The sequence below is a fragment of the Epilithonimonas zeae genome, assembly GCF_023278365.1.
Lineage (GTDB): Bacteria > Bacteroidota > Bacteroidia > Flavobacteriales > Weeksellaceae > Epilithonimonas > Epilithonimonas zeae_A.
In genome coordinates this window covers 1081354-1101997 of record NZ_CP075338.1, presented here as the reverse complement: position 1 = coordinate 1101997, position 20644 = coordinate 1081354, and the positions used below count along the sequence as shown (strand labels likewise).

The following is a 20644-nucleotide window of genomic DNA, read 5'->3' as shown; positions in this document are numbered from 1 at the left end:
TCTAATGTTCAATCCGTCTTTTATTTGCAGAAAAGCAGTTTTGCCACAAATGGCTTTTGCTTGTGCTTTGTTTTCAGCTCAGAGTCCTTTGCAAAAAAGTATTCCTGAGAAAGAAGGCATTTCTTCGGAAGCAATTGTCAAATTTTTACAAGCTGCAAATAAATTGCAATCCACCGAGTTTAAGAGTTTTATGCTTCTCAGGCACGGAAAAGTGATTTCGGATGTGCATTGGAATCCTTATCAGAAAGATTTAAAGAACAGATTATATTCTTGCAGTAAGAGTTTTACTGCAACTGCAATCGGTTTTGCAGTTCAGGAAAATAAGTTGAAAGTTACCGATAAAGTCATTTCGTTTTTTCCGGATAAACAACCTTCAGAAATCAGTGATAATCTTAAAGAATTATCAATCCAAAATCTCTTGACAATGTCATCGGGAATGGCGAAAGAACCTGATTTTATCCGTGGAAGCGAAAACGATTGGGTAAAAGCTTATCTGGCTGTTCCTATTGACAATAAACCAGGAAGTAAATTCAATTATAGTTCGTTGGCCACATTTATGCTTTCTGCAATTATTCAGAAGGTGACCGGTCAAACTGTTGCAGATTATTTGAAGCCAAGATTATTTGAACCACTTGGAATCAAAGGTTACGATTGGGAAAGTAATCCGCAAGGCATTAATACAGGCGGTTGGGGATTGCGTGTGAAAACGGAAGATATGGCCAAATTTGCCCAGCTTTTTCTCCAAAAAGGAAAATGGAACGGCAAACAAATTATCTCTGAAGATTGGATTAATGAAGCAAGTTCTGCACATATTTTACAAAATCCAAATGCTGACGAAAAGCTGAAAAGCGAAAACGATTGGGTTCAGGGTTATGGCTATCAGATGTGGAGAAGTCGTTTCAATTCCTTCCGTGGTGATGGTGCTTACGGACAATATATGTTGGTTTTGCCGGAGCAAGATGCAGTTGTGATTATGACGGCAGAAAGTAACAATCTTCAGGAAGAATTAAACCTTGTTTGGGAACATCTTTTACCTGCCTTTCAACCAAAAGCGATTCCCGAAAATAAATTGGCTTACCAGAAACTTAAGGATTTGGAAAATAATCTTTCCATTGAACCTTTGAAAAGTGAAATTTTTCCTAAAATAAATAAAACTTATTCATTTACTGAAAATAACGACAAATATCAATCGGTAGAATTAAAATCGAATGGTCAAAAATTCGAAATGAAATTAATGATTGACGGAAAATCATATCCATTCGAATTCACTTCCGGAAAATGGAATCAGCAGGAAACAATGTGGATTCAGCCAACTTCGGACAGGAAATCAATAACGGACAGCTACAAACTTTATCCTGCGAAAATCACGAACAGTTTTCGATGGAAAGATGAAAACACTTTGGAACTGAAAACGATTTATCTGGAAACACCACACTCACATTTAATGGATATCACTTTCGATAATGATTCTATCGTTTTCGAATTAAAAAATAGCGCGGATTTTGGAAAAAAATCAACGATTTTAAAAGCCACAGAAATAAAATAAATGAAACATTGGATACAGGCTGCGAGGCTTAGAACATTACCACTTTCACTCAGTGGAATTATTATGGGAGCTTTCATTGCAAAATGGAGACTTTCTGAGAATGGAGGAACTTGGGATTGGAGAATTTTCGCTTTGGCACTTCTCGTAACATTATTATATCAAATCCTTTCCAATTTTGCCAACGATTATGGCGACGGCGTAAAAGGAACAGACAAAAATAGAATTGGTGAAGCAGAAAGCAGAGCAGTAGCTTCTGGAAAAATTACCGCAGTTCAAATGCGAAATGCGGTTATCTTACTTTCAATTTTGTCTTTTGCAGCAACTGTTGCTTTGTTGTATGTTGCTTTTTATCCTGCAAATATTAGAGAGTTCTGGATTTTCATTGGATTGGGAATTGCCTGTATTTTGGCTGCGATTGGATATACAGTGGGTAGAAAACCTTACGGATATATGGGATTGGGCGATATTTTCGTGTTTGTATTTTTCGGATTGGTTTCGGTTGGTGGAAGTTATTTTCTGTTTACCAAATCATTCAGTTGGGATGTTTTATTTCCTGCTACAGCAATCGGAATGTTGAGTATGGCGGTTCTTAATCTGAACAATATGAGAGACATCGTCAACGACGAATTATCTGGAAAGAAAACTTTTGCATTGAAGCTTGGTTTTAAAAAGGCAATGATTTACGAAATCATATTATTGCAATTACCAATTCTTTTGATGTTAGCTTTTTTGATGTACAATGGATTTCAGGAAAAAGGTCTTTATTATCCATTTATAGTTATGATTTTGATATTTCCTTTTATGAAATTAAGGAGATCCATTATGCAAATCAAAGAACCAAAATTGCTTGACCCTTTTCTAAAACAAGTCGGAATATTGACTTTTATGATGGCTGTTTTGACGGCTTTCGGGCTTAATTTTGTTAATTAATTTTTTCAAATTATTAACTTCTTGAGTATGAAGAAAATTTCATTTTTATTAGCATTTGTTATTTCAAGCTTTGCTTTTGCTTGTCTTAATTACTCGATTGTAGGAACAGATGTTAATGGCAAAAGAAAAACGACTCACGCAATGAAAGAGCATAACTTTGGATTGCACATCTATGATTTTGACAAATCAATGATTGAAGAAAATGGGAAATATGATTTGGAAGAGTACAAGAAGACCAAAAATCTTGACAACTATTTAAATTATGCTACTTCATTAGTTTATTTAGGAGAATATGATAAGGCGATTTGTATATTCAAAGAGATAGAAGAAAAGCAACCAGATAAATATGAACTCGCTTCTAACTTGGGAACAGCTTATGAATTAATTGGAGATAATAAAAATGCTCTGAAATACATACAAAAAGCATTACAACTCAACAAAGATTCTCATCACGGTTCTGAGTGGATTCACGTGAAAATTTTAGAAAACAAATTAGGGAATAGAACTCTTGAAAATCTTTTGGATATTGATTTTGGAAATGATAAAACTCCAACTTCAAAATATAAAAAGCCAGAATTGATAGAGTTTATTAATGATGTTTCTTACCAATTATCAGAAAGAACTCAATTTGTAAAGCCAACAGATAAGATTGTTGGGAAATTGTATTTTGAATTAGGAAACGCTTTGTCTATAGTTTACGATTTAGAATCGGCTCAGAAAGCTTATAATCTTTCAAAACAATATGGATTTGATAATCCGTTGCTGAATTTACGAATTTCCTACTTTGCTCAGCTTATTAAAGATAACAAAGATTCTGGAAAAAAAGTAAAAGAGACAACTAATGAAGAATTGTATTACCAGAATGAAGATAAAAATAAAACTCCCGAATTTAAGAATGTCAAAATAGCTCCAGAAAAGGAAATGATTTTTTCACTTTGGATAATATTACCAATAATTTTTATTGTAGCAATACTTTCAGTTCTCATTATTAAAAGAAAAAATAAATAATATAAAATGAAAATAAAATTCTTGGGACAAAACTGTTTTTTGTTCACATATAACGGCGTAACAATTCTTTCTGACCCTTTTTACAACTATCAGAAAGCGCAATCCGGATTTGATATCAAGGCTCAGAAAATCGATTATGTGTTAATTACGCACGCTCACGGCGACCATATCGCTGATGTGAAAGAGGTTCTTGAAAATCATCCTGATGCAACTGTAATTGGACAACCAGAGATTTGCGGATATTTTGGACATTCCAATAATATCGATATCAATTTCGGAGGTTCTGCGAAGTTGGAGGGTTTGAAAATTTCTATGGTTCCGGCATTACACACAAGTTCTTTTCCAGACGGTTCTTACGGAGGATTAGCTTCCGGATATATTTTTAGATTTGCTGATGGAAGAAACCTTTATTTGGCTGGAGATACAGGTGTAACTGCCGAAATGAGCTTGTTTCCGCAAGTTTTTGGGAAATTAGACCTATCAATCCTTCCAGTTGGTAAACATTATACAATGTGCCCTAGAAAAGCGGCTTTTGCGGCATCAGAATTATTGAAAACTCCGAAGGTAATTGGTTGCCATTTCGATACTTTTCCACCAATTGAAATCAATCATGAAGATGCGAAAAAGCATTTCTCTGATAAAAACATCGACTTTTCTTTACCAAAACTAGGAGAGGAGTTCGAATTCTAACAAAAAAATTAAGAGATTAAGTAATTTCAAAATCTTGAATATTGCTTAATCTCTTAACCTATAGAAATAAAAAATGGCAAGCTACCTAAATCACACCGCTACAACCGATTACCTTTGCTGCGTTCCCACCCTGGAGGATTCTCAGGAGCTGGTTGTTTAGGACTTGCCGGTGCAAAGATAAAATTTAATATTGAATTAAAAAATGAGAAACACAGGATATTAAGATTATTAATCCATTTATGATTTTAAAAAACTGATTCTCAGAATTAAAAATTTTCAATTTTTTTTAGAAAAATAAAATTATGACAAAAAATCCGGTAGCCGTTGGCTTTGGTTTATTTTTAGCGACAATGTTGACTTTCTTCGTTGTTTATTACTTTTTCGCTGATGCCAATTATTTTGATACCAGTATGAAAGTCAATGCATTTGGGATGACTTTTCTGTATGTTTTGGCTGGATTTCTTTCCGTTCTTTGGTTGCGAGGAAACAACAAAATCACATATCCGCAAGCTTTTAAGCAATGTTTCGTGACTTTGTTCGTTGGAGGGGGGCTTTCTATGCTGGCGATTTTTGCTTTTCTAAATTACGTAGATACAGAAGCAAGAGAAATGCTGAATCATCAATACATCCAAACAGAAATGAAAAACCTGGATGAGTCTTATGCAAAATTGAAAGTTGAAGCAGCCAATCAAAAAGACAGAACTAAGATTAAAGAATTAGAAGACAATTATAAAGAACAAAAATTAGCACGCGATATTGCGAAAAAGGAAAACAGAAACTATTTTTCTTTCCAATTTTTGTCGGCTATTTTTGGTGGATTTTTACTATTTTATTTACTTTTGTCTATTATCATCGCTGGCTTTTTGAAAAACAAAAAACGCTATGAGTAAGATGTTGGATAATAAATAATTAAAGGGTATTATTTAAACAAATTATTTACTCTGAAATTAAAAATTCTAATATCTGATATCTAACATCTAACATCTTTTTATAAAAAATGAATCTTTCTATAATCATTCCTTTGCTTAATGAACAAGACTCTTTGGAAGAGTTGTTCACCCGAATCGACAATGTTTGTCGAGACAACAAATTATCTTACGAAGTTTGGTTCATAGATGACGGAAGCACAGATTTGTCTTGGTCTATCATAGAAAATATGAAAATCCAGCATCCGCAGATCCACGGGATTAAATTTTCCAAAAACTATGGAAAATCGCAGGCACTTCACGCTGCTTTCGAAAAAGTGAATGGTGATGTAATTATCACAATGGACGCAGATTTACAGGATTTTCCGGAAGAGATTCCTGAGCTTTACGAAATGGTAACTGCTGGTAATTACGACATCGTTTCCGGTTGGAAAAAGAAACGTTTCGATAATGTGATGACCAAAAATATCCCGTCAAAACTCTTCAATGCGGCGGCTAGGAAAGTTTCCGGCGTTTCGCTTCACGATTTCAATTGCGGTTTGAAAGCCTATAGAAAACAAGTCGTAAAATCTATTGATGTTTACGGTGATATGCATCGTTACATTCCGGTTCTGGCGGCTAATGCAGGTTTCAGAAATATTACCGAAAAACCAGTTCAGCACCAGGCAAGACCTTATGGAACCTCAAAATTCGGGACAGAACGTTTTGTTCGCGGATTTTTGGATCTGGTAACGCTTTGGTTTGTGAGCAGATTTGGTGGCAGACCGATGCACTTCTTCGGAGCGGCGGGAACATTGATGTTCATCATTGGGTTTTTATCGGCGGTTTGGTTAGGTGTTTCAAAACTGATTGATGTTTATATTTTCAAAATTTACGGAAATCTGATTGCTAACAATCCTTGGTTTTTCATTGCTTTGACAATGATGATTCTGGGAAGTTTACTTTTCGTAGCCGGATTCTTAGGAGAGTTAATTATCAGAACCAATCGTGAGCATAAGAATTATCATATTGAGGAAATGATTTAATTTGAAATATTATGAAAATTAAGATTAAGAATTTTGGGCCTATTAAAAATGGTCTTCTAGAAAATGATGGTTGGATAGATATTTCTAAAAATACAATTTTTATTGGAAATCAAGGTTCTGGAAAAAGTACAATTGCAAAATTGATTTCTACGTTTATGTGGATTGAAAAAGCATTGACTAGAGGAGATTTTGATGAAAAATGGTTAATTCGAAAAAACCGATTTAAAAACCATTTTTTAACTTATCATAGACTAGAAAATTATTTTCCTACAGATAAAAAAACAATTATTGAATATAAAGGTGACGCTTTTCATTTTATATACGAGAATGATAATTTCAAAGTTATTACAAACGTTGATGGTAGTTATCAATTGCCACAAATTATGTACATCCCTTCTGAAAGAAATTTTATCTCATACGTTAAAACGCCAAACGAATTAAAATTATCTTCAGAAGCACTAAATGAATTCCTCACTGAGTTTAACAATGCAAAAAATACTTTAAAAAGTTCAGTTGTTTTTCCAATAAATAATTTGTCAATTGAATATGATAAATTAAATGATGTTGTAAACTTAAAAGGTTCTGATTATAAAGTTTTTTTGACCGAGTCGTCGAGTGGTTTTCAATCTTCGATTCCTCTTTTTTTAGTAACAAACTATTTAACAAACTCTGTTGATTCTAAAATTAATCAAAGGGAGTCGATGAGTATTGATGAACAATTAAGATTTAGATTTATTGTAGATAAAATTTGGTCGGATAAAAATTTGACTGATGAACAAAAGCGTATTACTATTTCAACATTATCAAATAAATTTAACAAAAATGTTTTCTTTAATATAGTTGAGGAACCCGAGCAGAACTTATTTCCGGATTCTCAATTAGAAATCATCAAAAATCTAGTATTAAATAATAATAAGATTGCAGGAAACAAACTGATTATTACTTCTCATAGTCCATACTTAATGAGCTTTTTAGGAATTATGATAGAAAGCTATACATTATTTGATAAAGCCAAGAAGAGTAAAAATGATGTTGTTCAGAAGAAATTGACGGAAATGTTGTCTTCAGATTTATTTATTAGACCTTCAGATATTTCAATTTATGAAATGAATGAAGAAGATGGAACTTTAAGATTGCTTCCTAACTTTGAGGGAATTCCCTCGGACAAAAATTTTTTAAATCTTGGTTTGAGAAAAAGTAATGAGTTTTTTGATAAATTATTAGAGTTAGAAGAAGAGTTATGACAGATTTTTTTGATTCAAAATGTCAGCAAATTCCTGTAGATAAAAATAATTTTGGTTTACGAGATGATGAAGATGGAACTCCAGCATATATTATTGAAACAAATAAAGATTCTTGGCAAGCAGAAGTTTTTAATAAAAATGGATATGACATAATATTCACAGCTATAGATAAATGTATCATTCAAGATAATGAATATAAGGGTAGAGGAAGATGCGAAGGAATGCTAACTACTAAGAGACATCTTTATCTTGTGGAATTGAAAGACAAGAAAAACTTAAGTAGTGGAGAAATGTTAGACCAGCTAGAAAGCACAATTAAATTTCTAAAAGAATTCCATACTGAAGAGCTTAAGTCATTTACACATAAAAAGGTTTTTGGTTGTAACAGCAAAAAGAAAGGTAACTTTTTTGTTATCGATAATGAATTCCAAAAATCATTTAAAGGTGAATATGGATTTAGAATCGATATTCAAACTAATATTGTAATTGTCTAAAAATGAAAAAACTATTATACTTACTTCTAATCTTAACAATCGTTTCCTGTGGAAAAGTAAAACCAAAAGGCGAAATCCAGTCCAAAGATTTGGAGTTAGCTGAATTTTCCAGACTGGATTTGAAAGGTAAATTCCGTGTTTTTTATGTTCAGAGTCCGCACAATTTCGTGAACGTGGAAACTTATCCTAATTTCTTTGATAATCTTAATATTGAAGTTAAAGACAAAAATCTGTCAATCTCAGAGAAAAGCGAAACAGATAAAGTGGATTTTTATAACATTACGATTTATGGAAAAAATCCTTTTGATGTGATTAAAATCTCTGATTCTGTGGAGCTTAATATTTCCAGTCAGATGAAAGTTGAAAATTTCGCACTTCATTTAAAAGATAATGCTAAATTTATCGGTTCAGTGATTTCAGAAAAGTCTGAGATAGAAATGGCAAATAAAAGCCGGGCTAATCTGTTGGGAAAAACGACTTTAGCCAAGCTTAATATCAAAGATACTGCAAGTATTATTTCGCCATATTGGTATATCAAAGATTTGGAAATCGAGTCTCAGAACGGAAATTATGCAGAACTGAATGTAGATGAAGAGATCAAAGGGAAAATCGGTAATACATCAAAATTGATTTATTACGGAAATCCTTCAAAAAAACTGAAAGTAACTGATAAAGCGACTTTGGAGAATAGGAAAATTAATTAAGAAACAAAAAACTATAAATAATGTCAGAATTATCAACATTAGATAAAGCAAAACTTTGGCTTGCAGAAGCATTTGATTTAGAAACTAGAAATGCAGTACAAACTTTAATCGATTCCAATTCACCAGATTTGGAAGATTCTTTTTACAGAGAATTAGAATTCGGAACAGGAGGAATGCGTGGTGTAATGGGAGTTGGGACGAATCGTTTAAATAAATACACATTAGGTCAGGCTACTCAGGGACTTGCGAACTATCTTCATCAATCTTTTCCAAATGAAGAAATCAAAGTGGCGATTGCTTATGACGTTCGTAATAACTCCAAAGAATTTGGGAAAATTGTTGCGGATGTTTTAACAGCGAACGGAATCAAAGTCCTGCTGTTCAAGCAACATCGCCCAACTCCAGAATTGTCTTTCACTGTTAGAGATAAAAAATGTAATGCGGGAATCGTTTTGACGGCTTCTCACAATCCACCGGAATATAACGGTTACAAAGTATATTGGAGTGACGGTGCGCAAATCGTTCCGCCGGATGATGAAAATATCATCAGAGAAGTTTATGCTACTAAGTTTGAGGACATCAAATTCAACGGAAATGATGACCTAATCGAATGGGTTGGCGAAGACCAGGATGATGTTTACATCGGTGCTTGTATGGAAAATTCTCTTTATCAAAATGTTGGAAGAGATAACTTAAACATCGTTTTCACATCCATCCACGGAACAACTTATACGACCGTTCCAAAAGCATTGAAGAAAGCCGGATTTACGAAATTGGACTTGGTTAAGGAACAGATGATTCCAAGCGGAAATTTCCCAACCGTAGCTTCACCAAACCCGGAAGAGCCTGCAGCGCTTTCTATGGCAATGGATCTGGCGAGAATTACAAATGCTGATATCGTTATCGGAACAGATCCGGACGGTGACAGATTAGGAATTGCAGTAAGAAATCTTGAAGGAGAAATGCAGCTTCTTAATGGAAATCAAACCAATACAATTCTTACTTATTATATCCTTGACCAATGGAAAAAAGCTGGAAAAATTACTGGAAAAGAGTTCATTGGTTCTACAATTGTGACTTCTGACGTTTTCTTTGATGTTGCAGAAAAATTCGGAGTGGATTGCAAAGTTGGATTGACTGGATTCAAATGGATTGGGAAAATGATTCGTGATTTTGAAGGTCAGGAAAAGTTCATTTGCGGAGGCGAAGAAAGTTTCGGTTTTATGACCGGAGATTTCGTTCGTGACAAGGATTCTTGTGGTTCTATTTTGACAGCTTGTGAAATCGCTGCTTGGTGTAAAGCCAATGGAACAACGGTTTACGAATATATGATTGACATCTATAAAGAAGTTGGTTTCTATTTCGAAGGCTTGATTAATGTTGTAAGAAAGGGTAGAACAGGTGCTGAAGAAATTACCCAGATGATGAGCGATTTCAGAAGTAATCCACCAAAAGAAATTGCTGGTTCTCCAGTAGAAGAAGTAAAGGATTTCAAAGAGCAGACTTGTTTCGTCGTTTCTAAGAACGAGAAAAAAGTAATGGACGATATTCCAAAGTCTAATGTATTGATTTTCTACACACAAGACGGAACCAAAGTTTGTGTTCGTCCTTCAGGAACCGAGCCAAAAATCAAATTCTACGTTTCTGTAAAAGACAGCATCTCTTCCAAAGAAGATTTTGTTGCAAAACTTCCTAAGCTTGAAGAGAAGATTGCTAAGGTAAAGCAGGATCTCAACTTGTAATTGGAAATTTTTATCTGATAAAATATCATCTATAATATTTTAAAAGTAAAGTTCTCAATTACTGATTTAGTTTAGTTTTGAGAACTTTTTTGTTTTGTAATTTGATTTACTCAATTACATTTAAGACTTTTGTAAATCATAAAAAGTAAAAACCTGGATTAAGTTCTGGGAAAACATCAAAAAATAATTAAGTGAAAGTATCAAAACTCGCATCTAACCTGATTGGTTCGGAAATCATCAAAATCGGAAATGAAGTCAACGATTTGAAAGCCAAAGGTGCACAAATCTCAAATCTTACAATTGGCGACCTTAATTCTAATATCTATCCAATTCCTTCGGAATTGAAACAGGGAATTGAGAAAGCCTACAAAAATAATCTGACCAATTATCCGCCTGCAAACGGTTTGCAATCCTTAAGACAATCTGTGAGCAACGACCTTAAAAAACGTTGGAATCTGGATTATTCCGCTAATGATATTTTGATTACAGCTGGTTCAAGACCTTTGATTTACGCCGTTTTCAAAACAATTGTTGATGAAGGCGATAAAGTGATTTACCCGATTCCTTCTTGGAACAACAATCATTATGCGTATTTAACAACAGCCAATGCGGTTGAAGTTCAAACTCAGGAATCTAATAATTTCTTACCAACAGCGGATGACCTTCGTCCTTATGTTGATGGCGCAGTTTTGCTTTGCCTTTGTTCTCCACTCAATCCAACTGGAACAATGTTCACAAAAGAACAATTGTCTGAGATTTGCGAATTGGTTTTAGAAGAAAATAAAAAAAGAGGTGCAGACGAGAAACCGCTTTACTTGATGTATGATCAGATCTACGCAATGCTGACTTTTGGCGAAGACCATTATAACCCGGTAAGCCTTTTCCCAGAAATGAAAGATTACACAATCTATGTTGATGGAACGTCTAAATGTTTCGCAGCGACCGGCGTTAGAGTAGGTTGGGGATTTGGGCCGAGTTTGGTGATTGACAAGATGAAAGCCCTTTTAACTCACGTTGGAGCTTGGGCACCAAAACCAGAACAAGAAGCGGTTGCTGAGTTTTTAGCTGATGATTCTGCAGTCGATACTTTCTTAGAGGATTACAAACAAAAACTGAATACAAGTTTGAAAGAACTTCACGCTGGTATCCAAGATTTGAAATCGAAAGGTCTTGCTGTGGAAAGTATTTCGCCAATGGGAGCACTTTATTTGACAATCAAGTTGGATTATCTTGGAAAAACTACACCGGACGGAAAAATTTTGGAAGATTCTACAGATTTGGTTTTCTATCTGATTAATAATGCAGGAATGGCTTTGGTGCCGTTCTCAGCGTTTGGAAATGATAAGTCAGTTCCTTGGTTCAGAGCTTCTGTTGGAGGCTGTTCTTTGGATGATATTAAGGACTGTCTTCCGAAGTTGCAAACAGCTTTAGAAAATCTTAAATAGTTATAAGTTATTAATTATGAGTTATGAGTTATGAGTTATGAGTGACAGTATTGTTGGTAGAAAAAGTTTTGAATTCGCTGTCAAAATTGTAAATTTTTATAAAAAGTTTTCTGTTGAGAAAAGAGAATTTATTTTATCAAAACAATTACTTCGTTCAGGAACTTCTGTTGGTGCTAATATCAGAGAAGGAATTAATGCCCAAAGTAAAAGAGATTTTATTCATAAACTTTCAATTGCACAAAAAGAATGTGATGAAACTATTTATTGGATAGACTTGTTATTTGAAACCAATTATATTCAGAAAGAAGATTTTGATGATTTAAAAAATGATGCAACTGAAATTTTGAAAATCTTGAAAAGCATTATTAAAACGTCAAAAGCTAACAATTCATAACTATTAATTCATAACTCATAATTAAACTATATGAAAGTTATTGCAGTCATTCCTGCTCGTTATAACTCTACAAGATTTCCAGCAAAATTGATGGAGATTTTAGGAGACAGAACCGTTATTACCACTACTTATCAGAATGTTGTCGAAACAGGTTTATTTGATGATGTTTTTGTAGCAACAGATTCAGAAATTATTTTTAATGAAATTTCCAAAAACGGCGGAAAAGCTGTAATGACGGGCGAACACGAAACGGGGAGTGACAGAATTGCAGAAGCTGTTCAAAACATCGATTGTGATATTGTGATTAATGTTCAGGGCGATGAACCTTTCCTCAAGAAAGAACCTTTGAAGCAGTTGATTGATGTTTTTTATAGAGATGATAAAAAGGAAATTTCTTTAGCTTCATTGAAAATTCAATTAAAAGAAGCTGAGGAAATCCAAAATCCAAATAACGTAAAAGTCGTTACTGATAATAATGGATTTGCATTGTATTTCAGTCGCTCCGTGATTCCTTTTCATCGAGAATTATCTTATAATGTCAAATATTACAAACATATTGGCGTTTACGCTTTCCGAAAAGAAGCTTTACTTAAATTCTCTTCTTTAGAAATGACTCCTATGGAAATTTCGGAAAAATTAGAGCAATTGCGTTACTTAGAAAATGGAATGAAAATTAAAATGGTAGAAACCGATTTTGTCGGGATTGGGATTGATACGCCGGAAGATTTGGAGAAAGCCAAAAAACTGATTTAATTTAGTCGTTATTAATGTCAAAATTAACGTTCTTTAAGACAAGAAGCCAATTGAAAATTTTATCTTAGCAACCTTAAAAATTTTGAATGAAAAAATTAATTCTCATATTTTCCATTATGTTTTCTATCATTATTTCTGCTCAATCGGCAAAAGATATCATTGATAAAAACATAGAAAATTCTGGAGGTCTTACCAACTGGAAACTTCTGAATACGGTTCAGATACAAGGGCGAGTAACTTTGGGAATTAATGATTCTTACTTAATGAAAATCTATCAGCAACGCCCTAATCTTACAAAAACGGCAATTGTAGTAGGTGGAAAAGAAACACCTGTTGAAGGCTATGATGGAACGAATGGCTACGCAATGAACTACGCTCAGAACAAGCTACAAAAGTATAACGATTACATTCCTGAGAGTTTTGACAATGACTTTATAGACTGGGAAAACAAAGGTTTTGAAGCAGAATTGTTAGGTAAAGAAAAAATCGGAGAACAAGTTTATTTTAAAGTAGAATTGACGAAAAATGTGAACAAAACCATTTACTTTTTTGATGTCAAAAACTATATGCTATTCCGGGAAATCAAGAAAGACGAAACTCTGACTTATTCCGATTACAGAAAAGTAGGAAACTTATTAATGCCTTATCGAATCGAATCGTCTTCGCCTAAAAAAGACAGCGATTATGTGATGATGATTAATAAAATCGAAATCAATAAAGAGCTGCCGAAGAATACTTTTAAATTCTAAATTTCTCATCAATGGAAATCGAGGAAATCCGCGAATATTGTCTATCCAAAAAAGCAGTTACAGAAGGTTTTCCTTTTGATAATGAAACCTTGGTTTTCAAGGTCGGCGGAAAAATGTTTCTTTTGATTTCCTTAGAAAAACAGCCCACTACATTTTCTGCAAAAGCCGACTCAGAATGGAGTGAGGAACTTCGGGAAAATTATCCTCAGATTTCTGGTGCTTATCATATGAATAAAACCCATTGGAATTCAGTCCTCTGTGAAGGTCTCAAAAAAGAATTGATTCTGAAAATGATTGACCATTCTTATGATCTGGTATTTAAATCTTTGACGAAGAAGTTACAAGCGGAAATTCTCAATAGCTAAATTTTCGAATATTTAGCTTCATTAAGATTCAATTCATATACATATTCTAATTAATACTTCCAAACCTTATTAATGCTTATAAATCATAATCAATTTTTATTTTCTCATTTTGAGATAATGAAATAATTTGTATATTAGGCATTCGAAAATTTCTATTTGAAAAGAGTAAAATTTATGATTAAAAAATTAATATTACTTTCTGTATTAGGCTGTATGACACAGTTTAGTTTTGCTCAGAAAAAAACACCTGTTTATTTAGACGATTCCAAACCTGTAGAACAACGTATCGAAGATGCTTTGTCAAGGATGACTTTGGAGGAAAAAATCAATATCATTCACGCTCAATCCAAATTCAGTTCTCACGGCGTTCCAAGATTAGGAATTCCAGAACTTTGGACAGCCGACGGTCCTCACGGCGTACGTTCCGAAGTGCTTTGGGACGAGTGGGATCAAGCTGGTTGGACCAATGATTCCATTATCGCTTATCCAGCGTTGACAGCATTATCTGCAACTTGGAACAGAAATATGTCTTCTATCTACGGGAAATCTCTCGGGGAAGAAGCTAGATACAGAGGCAAGGATGTAATTCTAGGACCTGGCGTTAACATTTACAGAACACCTCTTAATGGTCGTAATTTCGAATATATGGGAGAAGATCCATTTTTGACTTCTCAGATGGTTGTGCCTTACATCAAAGGTGTTCAGGCTAATGGTGTCGCTACAAGTGTGAAACATTTCGCATTGAACAACCAGGAAACTTTTAGACACTCGAGCAACGTGATTGTGGATGACAGAGCGTTGTATGAGATTTATTTACCGCCATTCAAAGCAGCAGTTCAGGAAGGTGATTCTTGGACGATTATGGGAGCTTACGATTTATATAAAGGACAACACGCTAGTCATAATCAATATTTGTTGAATGATATTCTGAAAGGCGAGTGGGGTTACAAAGGTGTTGTAGTTTCCGATTGGGGTGCCGTTTTAGACACAGATCAAGCGATTCATAATGGTTTGGATTTAGAATTTGGAACCTGGACAAATGGTTTATCCAAAGGCACGAGCAATGCTTACGAGAATTATTATTTAGCAAAGCCTTATTTGGATTTGATTAAATCCGGAAAAGTCGGAACTAAAGAATTGGATGATAAAGTAAGAAGAGTTCTTGGTTTGGCTTACAAAACCTCGATGAATAAAAATAAGCCTTTCGGTTCTATCGCTTCAGAAGATCACATTGCTGCAGCAAAACAAATTGCATCAGAAGGAATTGTTCTTCTTCAGAATCAAAAAGCAACATTACCAATCAACTTATCTAAGACTAAAAAAATTGCTGTAATAGGAGAGAACGCTATCAAAATGATGACTGTTGGCGGTGGAAGTTCTTCTTTGAAAGTAAAATATGAAACTTTACCACTTGACGGAATCAAAGAACGTTTTGGGAAGCAGGCTGAAGTAGTTTATGCAAGAGGTTATGTTGGCGATGTTGGTGGAGATTATAATGGTGTAAAATCTGGTCAAAATCTAAAAGAAACGCGTTCTTCCGCAGAATTGATTTCCGAAGCTGTGAAATTGGCTAAAGAGTCCGATTTTGTAGTGTTTGTCGGAGGTTTGAATAAAAGTGATCATCAGGATGCAGAAGGAATGGATCGAGAAAGCTATGGTTTGCCTTATGACCAAGATAAATTGATTTCCGAATTGTCTAAAGCCAACAAAAATTTGGCTGTGGTTCTGGTTTCCGGTAATGCCGTTGCAATGCCTTGGATCAAAGAAGTGCCTTCAGTTTTGCAGTCTTGGTATTTGGGTTCTGAATCTGGTCACGCGATTGCGGCAGTTTTGGCTGGTGATGTCAACCCATCTGGGAAATTACCTTTCAGTTTTCCTGTGAAATTGGAAGATAATTCAGCACACGCTTTAGGAGAGTACCCTGGAAACAAGGCTGAATTAGCTGCTGGAAAAGGAAAAGATTTGAAAGATCCTATCAATATTACTTATAATGAAGGGATTTTTGTGGGTTACCGTTGGCACGATACGAAGAATATCAAACCATTATTCAGTTTTGGACACGGTTTGAGTTACACCACTTTCGAGTATGGAAAAGTAAAAGCAGACAAATCTGAATTAACAGCTAATGATAAAATCACTTTCACGGTAAATGTTAAAAATAATGGTAAAGTTGATGGAGCAGAAGTGGTGCAATTATACATCAGTGATTTGAAATCATCTTTGCCAAGACCTTTGAAAGAACTGAAAGGATTTGATAAAGTCTATTTGAAAGCTGGAGAATCTAAAGATGTTTCTATCACAATTGACAAATCTGCATTGAGCTTCTTTGATCCTGCAAAACACGATTGGGTTGCTGAGCCAGGCGATTTCGAAGCTTTGATTGGAAGTTCGTCTTCTGATATCAGAACCAAAATCAAGTTTACTTTGAAATAAGTTTAATTGAAAATATATAATTAAAGGATAGCAATTGCTATCCTTTTTTATTTATTAAAACTGAAATTCCTCTGTCAGTCTTTTGTCTTCATCCAATTTCTCAATTAGTTTTTCCAAACCTTCAAATTTGATTTCGTCGTGTAGAAAATCCCGGAATTTGACAGTGATGTCTTTACCATAAATATCTTGGTCAAAATCCAGAATATAGACTTCGGTATGTAATGATTGATTTTTGTCGTCAATGGTTGGATTAGTTCCGATGCTTAGCATTCCTTTATAGAATTGATTGTCAATATAAACTTCAACAATATAGGCGCCGCTTTTAGGTAATAATTTGTTGATTGGAACTTCGATGTTTGCAGTTGGATAACCAATTGTTCTACCCAATTTTTTCCCGTGAATGACTTTCCCTGTCAAAGGATAATTGTAACCCAACATTGTATTAGCGTCAGTAATTCTGCCCTCCGACAAAGCTATTCTGATTTTTGTAGAACTAATGTTAAGATCATTCGTTTGAACAGCTTCCAATTGATTGACTTTAAAGCCTAATCCATCAGACAAAGATTTCAACAATTCAAAATTTCCGCTTTTGTTTTTACCGAATGTATGATCGTATCCTATTATAATATGTTTAACGTTGAGCTTATCAACCAAAACCTGTTCACAAAACTCAGTTCCCGTCAGATTTCTGAATTCTTCATCAAAAGTTTTTAGAAAAATATTTTTGATTCCGCTTTTTTCAAGTAATTCCAATTTCTCCTCAAGCGTATTTAGCATTTTCACATCATCATTTGGATTCAAAAACTTTCTCGGATGTGGCCAAAAACTTAGAATCGCAGATTCAAGTTGTTCTTTTTCTGCGATTTCATTCAATTTATTAATAATCGATAAATGTCCCAAATGAACACCATCGAACATACCTAATGATAATGCTAAAGGTATTGTAGAATGGTAACCTGTAAGATCTCTGATGATTTTCAAATTCTGAATTTTATGGCAAAAAGTAATCAAATCTGCCTGTGTAAAAATACACCTAAATAGGGTGTTAAAAATTGTCATACAAATATGATAAAAATCTTTTTTTCTGACAATGCTCATTTATAAACTTTTATTATCTTTGCGCACAAGTAAAAATTTAGTAATGGCAAACCAAATTAAAGGAAAAATTTCACAAATTATTGGACCAGTTATCGACGTGGTTTTTAATGAAGTTGAAGAATTACCAAAAATATATGACGCTTTAGAGATCACTAAAAGCAACGGAGAAAAAGTTGTATTAGAGGTAGAGCAGCACATTGGTGAGGATATGGTAAGATGTATCGCAATGGATGCTACAGATGGTCTTCAAAGAGGTCAGGAAGTAACTGGTACAGGTAAACAAATTACAATGCCAGTTGGTGATGAAGTTAACGGTCGTCTTTTCAACGTAGTTGGAGATGCTATTGACGGAATCCAGGCTTTGTCAAAAGAAGGAGGTTTGCCAATCCACAGAGAAGCACCAAAATTTGACCAGTTATCAACTTCTGCTGAAGTTCTTTTTACAGGGATCAAAGTAATTGATCTTGTAGAGCCTTATGCAAAAGGAGGTAAAATTGGATTGTTCGGTGGAGCAGGTGTAGGAAAAACAGTATTGATCCAGGAATTGATCAACAACATTGCCAAAGGACACGGTGGTCTTTCTGTATTTGCAGGAGTAGGAGAAAGAACAAGAGAAGGAAATGACCTTTTGAGAGAGATGTTAGAATCTGGAATTATCAAATATGGTGACGAGTTTATGCACTCTATGGAAAATGGAGGCTGGGATCTTTCTAAAGTAGACTTAGAAGCTATGAAAGAGTCTAAAGCTGCTTTCGTTTTCGGTCAGATGAATGAGCCACCAGGAGCAAGAGCAAGAGTAGCATTATCTGGTTTGACTTTAGCTGAATACTATAGAGATGGTGGAGAAACTGGTCAAGGTAGAGATGTATTATTCTTCGTAGATAATATCTTCCGTTTTACACAAGCTGGTTCTGAGGTATCTGCACTTTTAGGTCGTATGCCATCAGCGGTAGGTTACCAACCAACTTTGGCATCTGAAATGGGTGCGATGCAGGAAAGGATTACTTCAACTAAAAATGGATCTATTACTTCTGTACAGGCGGTTTACGTACCTGCGGATGACTTAACTGACCCGGCTCCGGCAACAACGTTTGCTCACTTGGATGCAACTACGGTACTAGATAGAAAAATTGCTTCATTAGGTATTTACCCGGCTGTAGATCCATTGGCTTCTACGTCAAGAATCTTGGCTCCGGAAATCATTGGTGAAGAACATTATAACTGTGCTCAAAGAGTAAAAGAAATTCTTCAGAGATACAAAGCATTGCAGGATATTATTGCAATTCTTGGTATGGAAGAATTGTCTGAAGAAGATAAATTGGTAGTTTACAGAGCGAGAAAAGTACAGAGATTCTTGTCTCAACCTTTCCACGTTGCTGAACAGTTTACAGGTCTTAAAGGATCTTTGGTTGATATCAAAGACACCATCAAAGGGTTTAATATGATTATTGATGGAGAATTGGATCAGTATCCGGAAGCTGCTTTCAACTTGAAAGGAACCATCGAAGAAGCTATCGCAGCTGGACAAAAAATGTTAGCTGAGAACGCTTAATTAGAAAATAGAATAAAGAAAAAAGAGTCAAGATAGTTCTCTTTTTTCTTTTTCTCTTTACTCTTTAATCTAACGAAAATGAATATAAAAATTTTAACTCCGGAATACGTTGTTTTTGATGGCGAAGTAGATTCAGTTCTTCTTCCCGGAAAAAGCGGGGAGTTCCAAATATTTAAAAATCACGCTGCGATTGTATCAGCTTTAGTACACGGTAAAGTGAAAATTTACACAGAGAAAGTAGATTCTGCTTATCAGAAATTTTTGACTAAAGAAACTGAAGCTAAATCAGCATTTTCTTACGAAATTAAAAGCGGAGTTTTAGAATTTAATAATGATAAAGGAATTATTCTTTGCGAGTAAAAAATCCTGAAATCACATAGACAAAAAAGAATCATTAATTATTTAATGATTCTTTTTTTATTTAAAAGCAATATTGCAATTACCAACTTGTCAAACCGTTTTCTAGAGCTTTGTTGTAATTCTCCTCGTCAAAAGAATAAAGATCTGGCGCTTTATGAGCACCGCCTCGTCTTTGTTCGTCTAGTTTTCTTAGGATTCCAAGATTTTTGATTTTTCGGTAGAAATTTCCTCTGTTTAATTCCTTTCCAAGAATAGCTTCGTAAAGTTTCTGAAGCTCAGAAAGCGTGAATTTTTCAGGTAATAGATTAAATCCTATTGGTTTGATTGATATTTTTTCTCGTAAGGCTAAAAGAGCTTTTTCTACGATTTCTTTATGATCCATCGCCATTTCTATCTCTGCCAATTGACTTAGATAAATCCATTCACAACTCTCACTGAACTCGTCAGCAGCCAAATCAATTTTAGAAGGATTATACAAGGCGTAATAACCTATTGTAATGAATCTCTGTTTGTGGAATAAAGTTTCATCAAAATCTTCGAAATAGCCTTCACTTCTGTTCTTTTTTCCAAATACAGCAAACTCTTCTAGATAAGAAACTGCATTAACACCAGCTCTTTCTTTTAAGATTCTTACAACTGCATCATCCAGATCTTCATCTTTTTGAATGTATCCGCCAGGCAAAATCCACATTTTTCTATAATTCATCTTCACGAGTAAAACTTTCAACTCATTTTGATCAAAACCAAAAATAACAGGATCCGCCGAGAGATTTGGGATATATAATTGTTTATTTTCTTCTGATCGTTTTAGTATTAGTTCTTTAGAATCCATTTTTCTGTTTCTGAGGTCAATGTTACAAAAATATTAATAAAAAAATTGACGAAAGATAAAATTTAAAAAATCAAAAGTGTTTTTGGAGATTTTTTATTACATATTTTTCATTGATTCAATAAGAATCAATGAAAAATAGTTTACAATTTATTCCTAATTGATTGTAAACGAGTTAATTATTTAAATATTAATTTTTATTAACATTTATTTTGTCACAATATTTTTTTGACTTATACTTGTAATGCTTCTTAATGAAACAATGAAAATTGACTGAAATTTTCTTTTCAATTTTCAGATTGACAACTACAATATTTGCAGCAATTGAAACAAAATTGCCTTTCTGAAAATAACAAA

At 34.1% G+C, this 20644-nt stretch carries 20 protein-coding genes and 1 other RNA gene; 18 read left to right on the top strand and 3 right to left on the bottom strand.

Going from position 1 to position 20644, the window contains the following annotated elements:
• Positions 1 to 4 precede the first annotated feature (4 nt).
• Genes KI430_RS04805 through KI430_RS04790 form a run of 4 tightly spaced genes read left to right on the top strand, consistent with a single transcriptional unit; the run spans position 5 to position 4174 of the window.
• Positions 5 to 1546, top strand: coding sequence for a serine hydrolase domain-containing protein (locus tag KI430_RS04805; RefSeq protein WP_248877134.1), 1542 nt, complete (start codon positions 5 to 7; stop codon positions 1544 to 1546).
• A complete protein-coding gene (menA, locus tag KI430_RS04800) occupies positions 1547 to 2476 on the top strand; it encodes a 1,4-dihydroxy-2-naphthoate octaprenyltransferase (RefSeq protein WP_248877133.1) in 930 nt (309 codons plus the stop codon). It begins immediately after the preceding gene.
• Between the two features lie 27 nt (positions 2477 to 2503).
• Entirely contained in the window at positions 2504 to 3484 is a 981-nt protein-coding gene (locus tag KI430_RS04795; protein ID WP_248877132.1) for a tetratricopeptide repeat protein, read from the top strand.
• Between the two features lie 6 nt (positions 3485 to 3490).
• A complete protein-coding gene (locus KI430_RS04790; protein WP_248877131.1) occupies positions 3491 to 4174 on the top strand; it encodes a metal-dependent hydrolase in 684 nt (227 codons plus the stop codon).
• A 71-nt stretch (positions 4175 to 4245) separates the two neighbouring features.
• Here the strand turns inward: KI430_RS04790 and ffs are convergent.
• Positions 4246 to 4343, bottom strand: an RNA gene (ffs, locus tag KI430_RS04785) — signal recognition particle sRNA small type.
• 133 nt (positions 4344 to 4476) lie between these two features.
• Between ffs and KI430_RS04780 the strand changes: the two genes are divergently transcribed.
• The 12 genes from KI430_RS04780 to KI430_RS04725 all read left to right on the top strand — a co-directional run bounded on the left by KI430_RS04780 (position 4477) and on the right by KI430_RS04725 (position 16448).
• Complete coding sequence (locus KI430_RS04780; RefSeq protein ID WP_248877130.1) at positions 4477 to 5064, top strand: DUF4199 domain-containing protein; 588 nt, start codon at positions 4477 to 4479, stop codon at positions 5062 to 5064.
• Between the two features lie 107 nt (positions 5065 to 5171).
• On the top strand, positions 5172 to 6125 hold the full coding sequence (locus KI430_RS04775; protein ID WP_248877129.1) for a glycosyltransferase family 2 protein: 954 nt from the start codon (positions 5172 to 5174) through the stop codon (positions 6123 to 6125).
• An 11-nt stretch (positions 6126 to 6136) separates the two neighbouring features.
• The gene (locus tag KI430_RS04770; protein ID WP_248877128.1) at positions 6137 to 7369 is read left to right on the top strand and encodes an ATP-binding protein; all 1233 of its coding nucleotides are present in this window, start codon (positions 6137 to 6139) and stop codon (positions 7367 to 7369) included.
• On the top strand, positions 7366 to 7863 hold the full coding sequence (locus tag KI430_RS04765) for a hypothetical protein (protein WP_248877127.1): 498 nt from the start codon (positions 7366 to 7368) through the stop codon (positions 7861 to 7863). Before KI430_RS04770 ends, KI430_RS04765 begins: the two co-directional genes overlap by 4 nt.
• Positions 7864 to 7865: 2 nt before the next feature.
• Positions 7866 to 8567, top strand: a complete 702-nt coding sequence (locus KI430_RS04760) for a GIN domain-containing protein (RefSeq protein ID WP_248877126.1) — start codon at positions 7866 to 7868, stop codon at positions 8565 to 8567.
• A 20-nt stretch (positions 8568 to 8587) separates the two neighbouring features.
• On the top strand, positions 8588 to 10309 hold the full coding sequence (locus KI430_RS04755; RefSeq protein ID WP_248877125.1) for a phospho-sugar mutase: 1722 nt from the start codon (positions 8588 to 8590) through the stop codon (positions 10307 to 10309).
• A gap of 191 nt (positions 10310 to 10500) precedes the next feature.
• A complete protein-coding gene (locus KI430_RS04750; RefSeq protein WP_248877124.1) occupies positions 10501 to 11754 on the top strand; it encodes a pyridoxal phosphate-dependent aminotransferase in 1254 nt (417 codons plus the stop codon).
• A 37-nt stretch (positions 11755 to 11791) separates the two neighbouring features.
• Positions 11792 to 12148 carry a four helix bundle protein gene (locus KI430_RS04745; protein WP_248877123.1) on the top strand — a complete coding sequence of 119 codons (357 nt, stop codon included), beginning with the start codon at positions 11792 to 11794 and terminating at the stop codon, positions 12146 to 12148.
• A 30-nt stretch (positions 12149 to 12178) separates the two neighbouring features.
• Complete coding sequence (kdsB, locus tag KI430_RS04740; RefSeq protein ID WP_248877122.1) at positions 12179 to 12901, top strand: 3-deoxy-manno-octulosonate cytidylyltransferase; 723 nt, start codon at positions 12179 to 12181, stop codon at positions 12899 to 12901.
• A gap of 86 nt (positions 12902 to 12987) precedes the next feature.
• Positions 12988 to 13650, top strand: coding sequence for an outer membrane lipoprotein-sorting protein (locus KI430_RS04735; protein ID WP_248877121.1), 663 nt, complete (start codon positions 12988 to 12990; stop codon positions 13648 to 13650).
• Between the two features lie 11 nt (positions 13651 to 13661).
• Positions 13662 to 14015, top strand: a complete 354-nt coding sequence (locus KI430_RS04730) for an MmcQ/YjbR family DNA-binding protein (RefSeq protein ID WP_248877120.1) — start codon at positions 13662 to 13664, stop codon at positions 14013 to 14015.
• Between the two features lie 174 nt (positions 14016 to 14189).
• On the top strand, positions 14190 to 16448 hold the full coding sequence (locus KI430_RS04725; RefSeq protein ID WP_248877119.1) for a glycoside hydrolase family 3 C-terminal domain-containing protein: 2259 nt from the start codon (positions 14190 to 14192) through the stop codon (positions 16446 to 16448).
• 54 nt (positions 16449 to 16502) lie between these two features.
• Here KI430_RS04725 and KI430_RS04720 read toward each other — a convergent pair whose 3' ends face one another.
• Positions 16503 to 17429 (bottom strand): bifunctional riboflavin kinase/FAD synthetase, encoded by a 927-nt coding sequence (locus KI430_RS04720; RefSeq protein WP_248877118.1) that lies wholly within the window; start codon positions 17427 to 17429, stop codon positions 16503 to 16505.
• Positions 17430 to 17589: 160 nt separating this feature from the next.
• Here KI430_RS04720 and atpD point away from each other — a divergent pair, with 160 nt between their 5' ends.
• Entirely contained in the window at positions 17590 to 19098 is a 1509-nt protein-coding gene (gene atpD, locus KI430_RS04715; protein WP_248877117.1) for a F0F1 ATP synthase subunit beta, read from the top strand.
• 78 nt (positions 19099 to 19176) lie between these two features.
• Positions 19177 to 19458, top strand: a complete 282-nt coding sequence (locus KI430_RS04710; RefSeq protein WP_248877116.1) for a FoF1 ATP synthase subunit delta/epsilon — start codon at positions 19177 to 19179, stop codon at positions 19456 to 19458.
• 79 nt (positions 19459 to 19537) lie between these two features.
• Here KI430_RS04710 and KI430_RS04705 read toward each other — a convergent pair whose 3' ends face one another.
• Positions 19538 to 20290 carry an NUDIX hydrolase gene (locus KI430_RS04705; protein ID WP_248877115.1) on the bottom strand — a complete coding sequence of 251 codons (753 nt, stop codon included), beginning with the start codon at positions 20288 to 20290 and terminating at the stop codon, positions 19538 to 19540.
• Positions 20291 to 20644 lie beyond the last annotated feature (354 nt).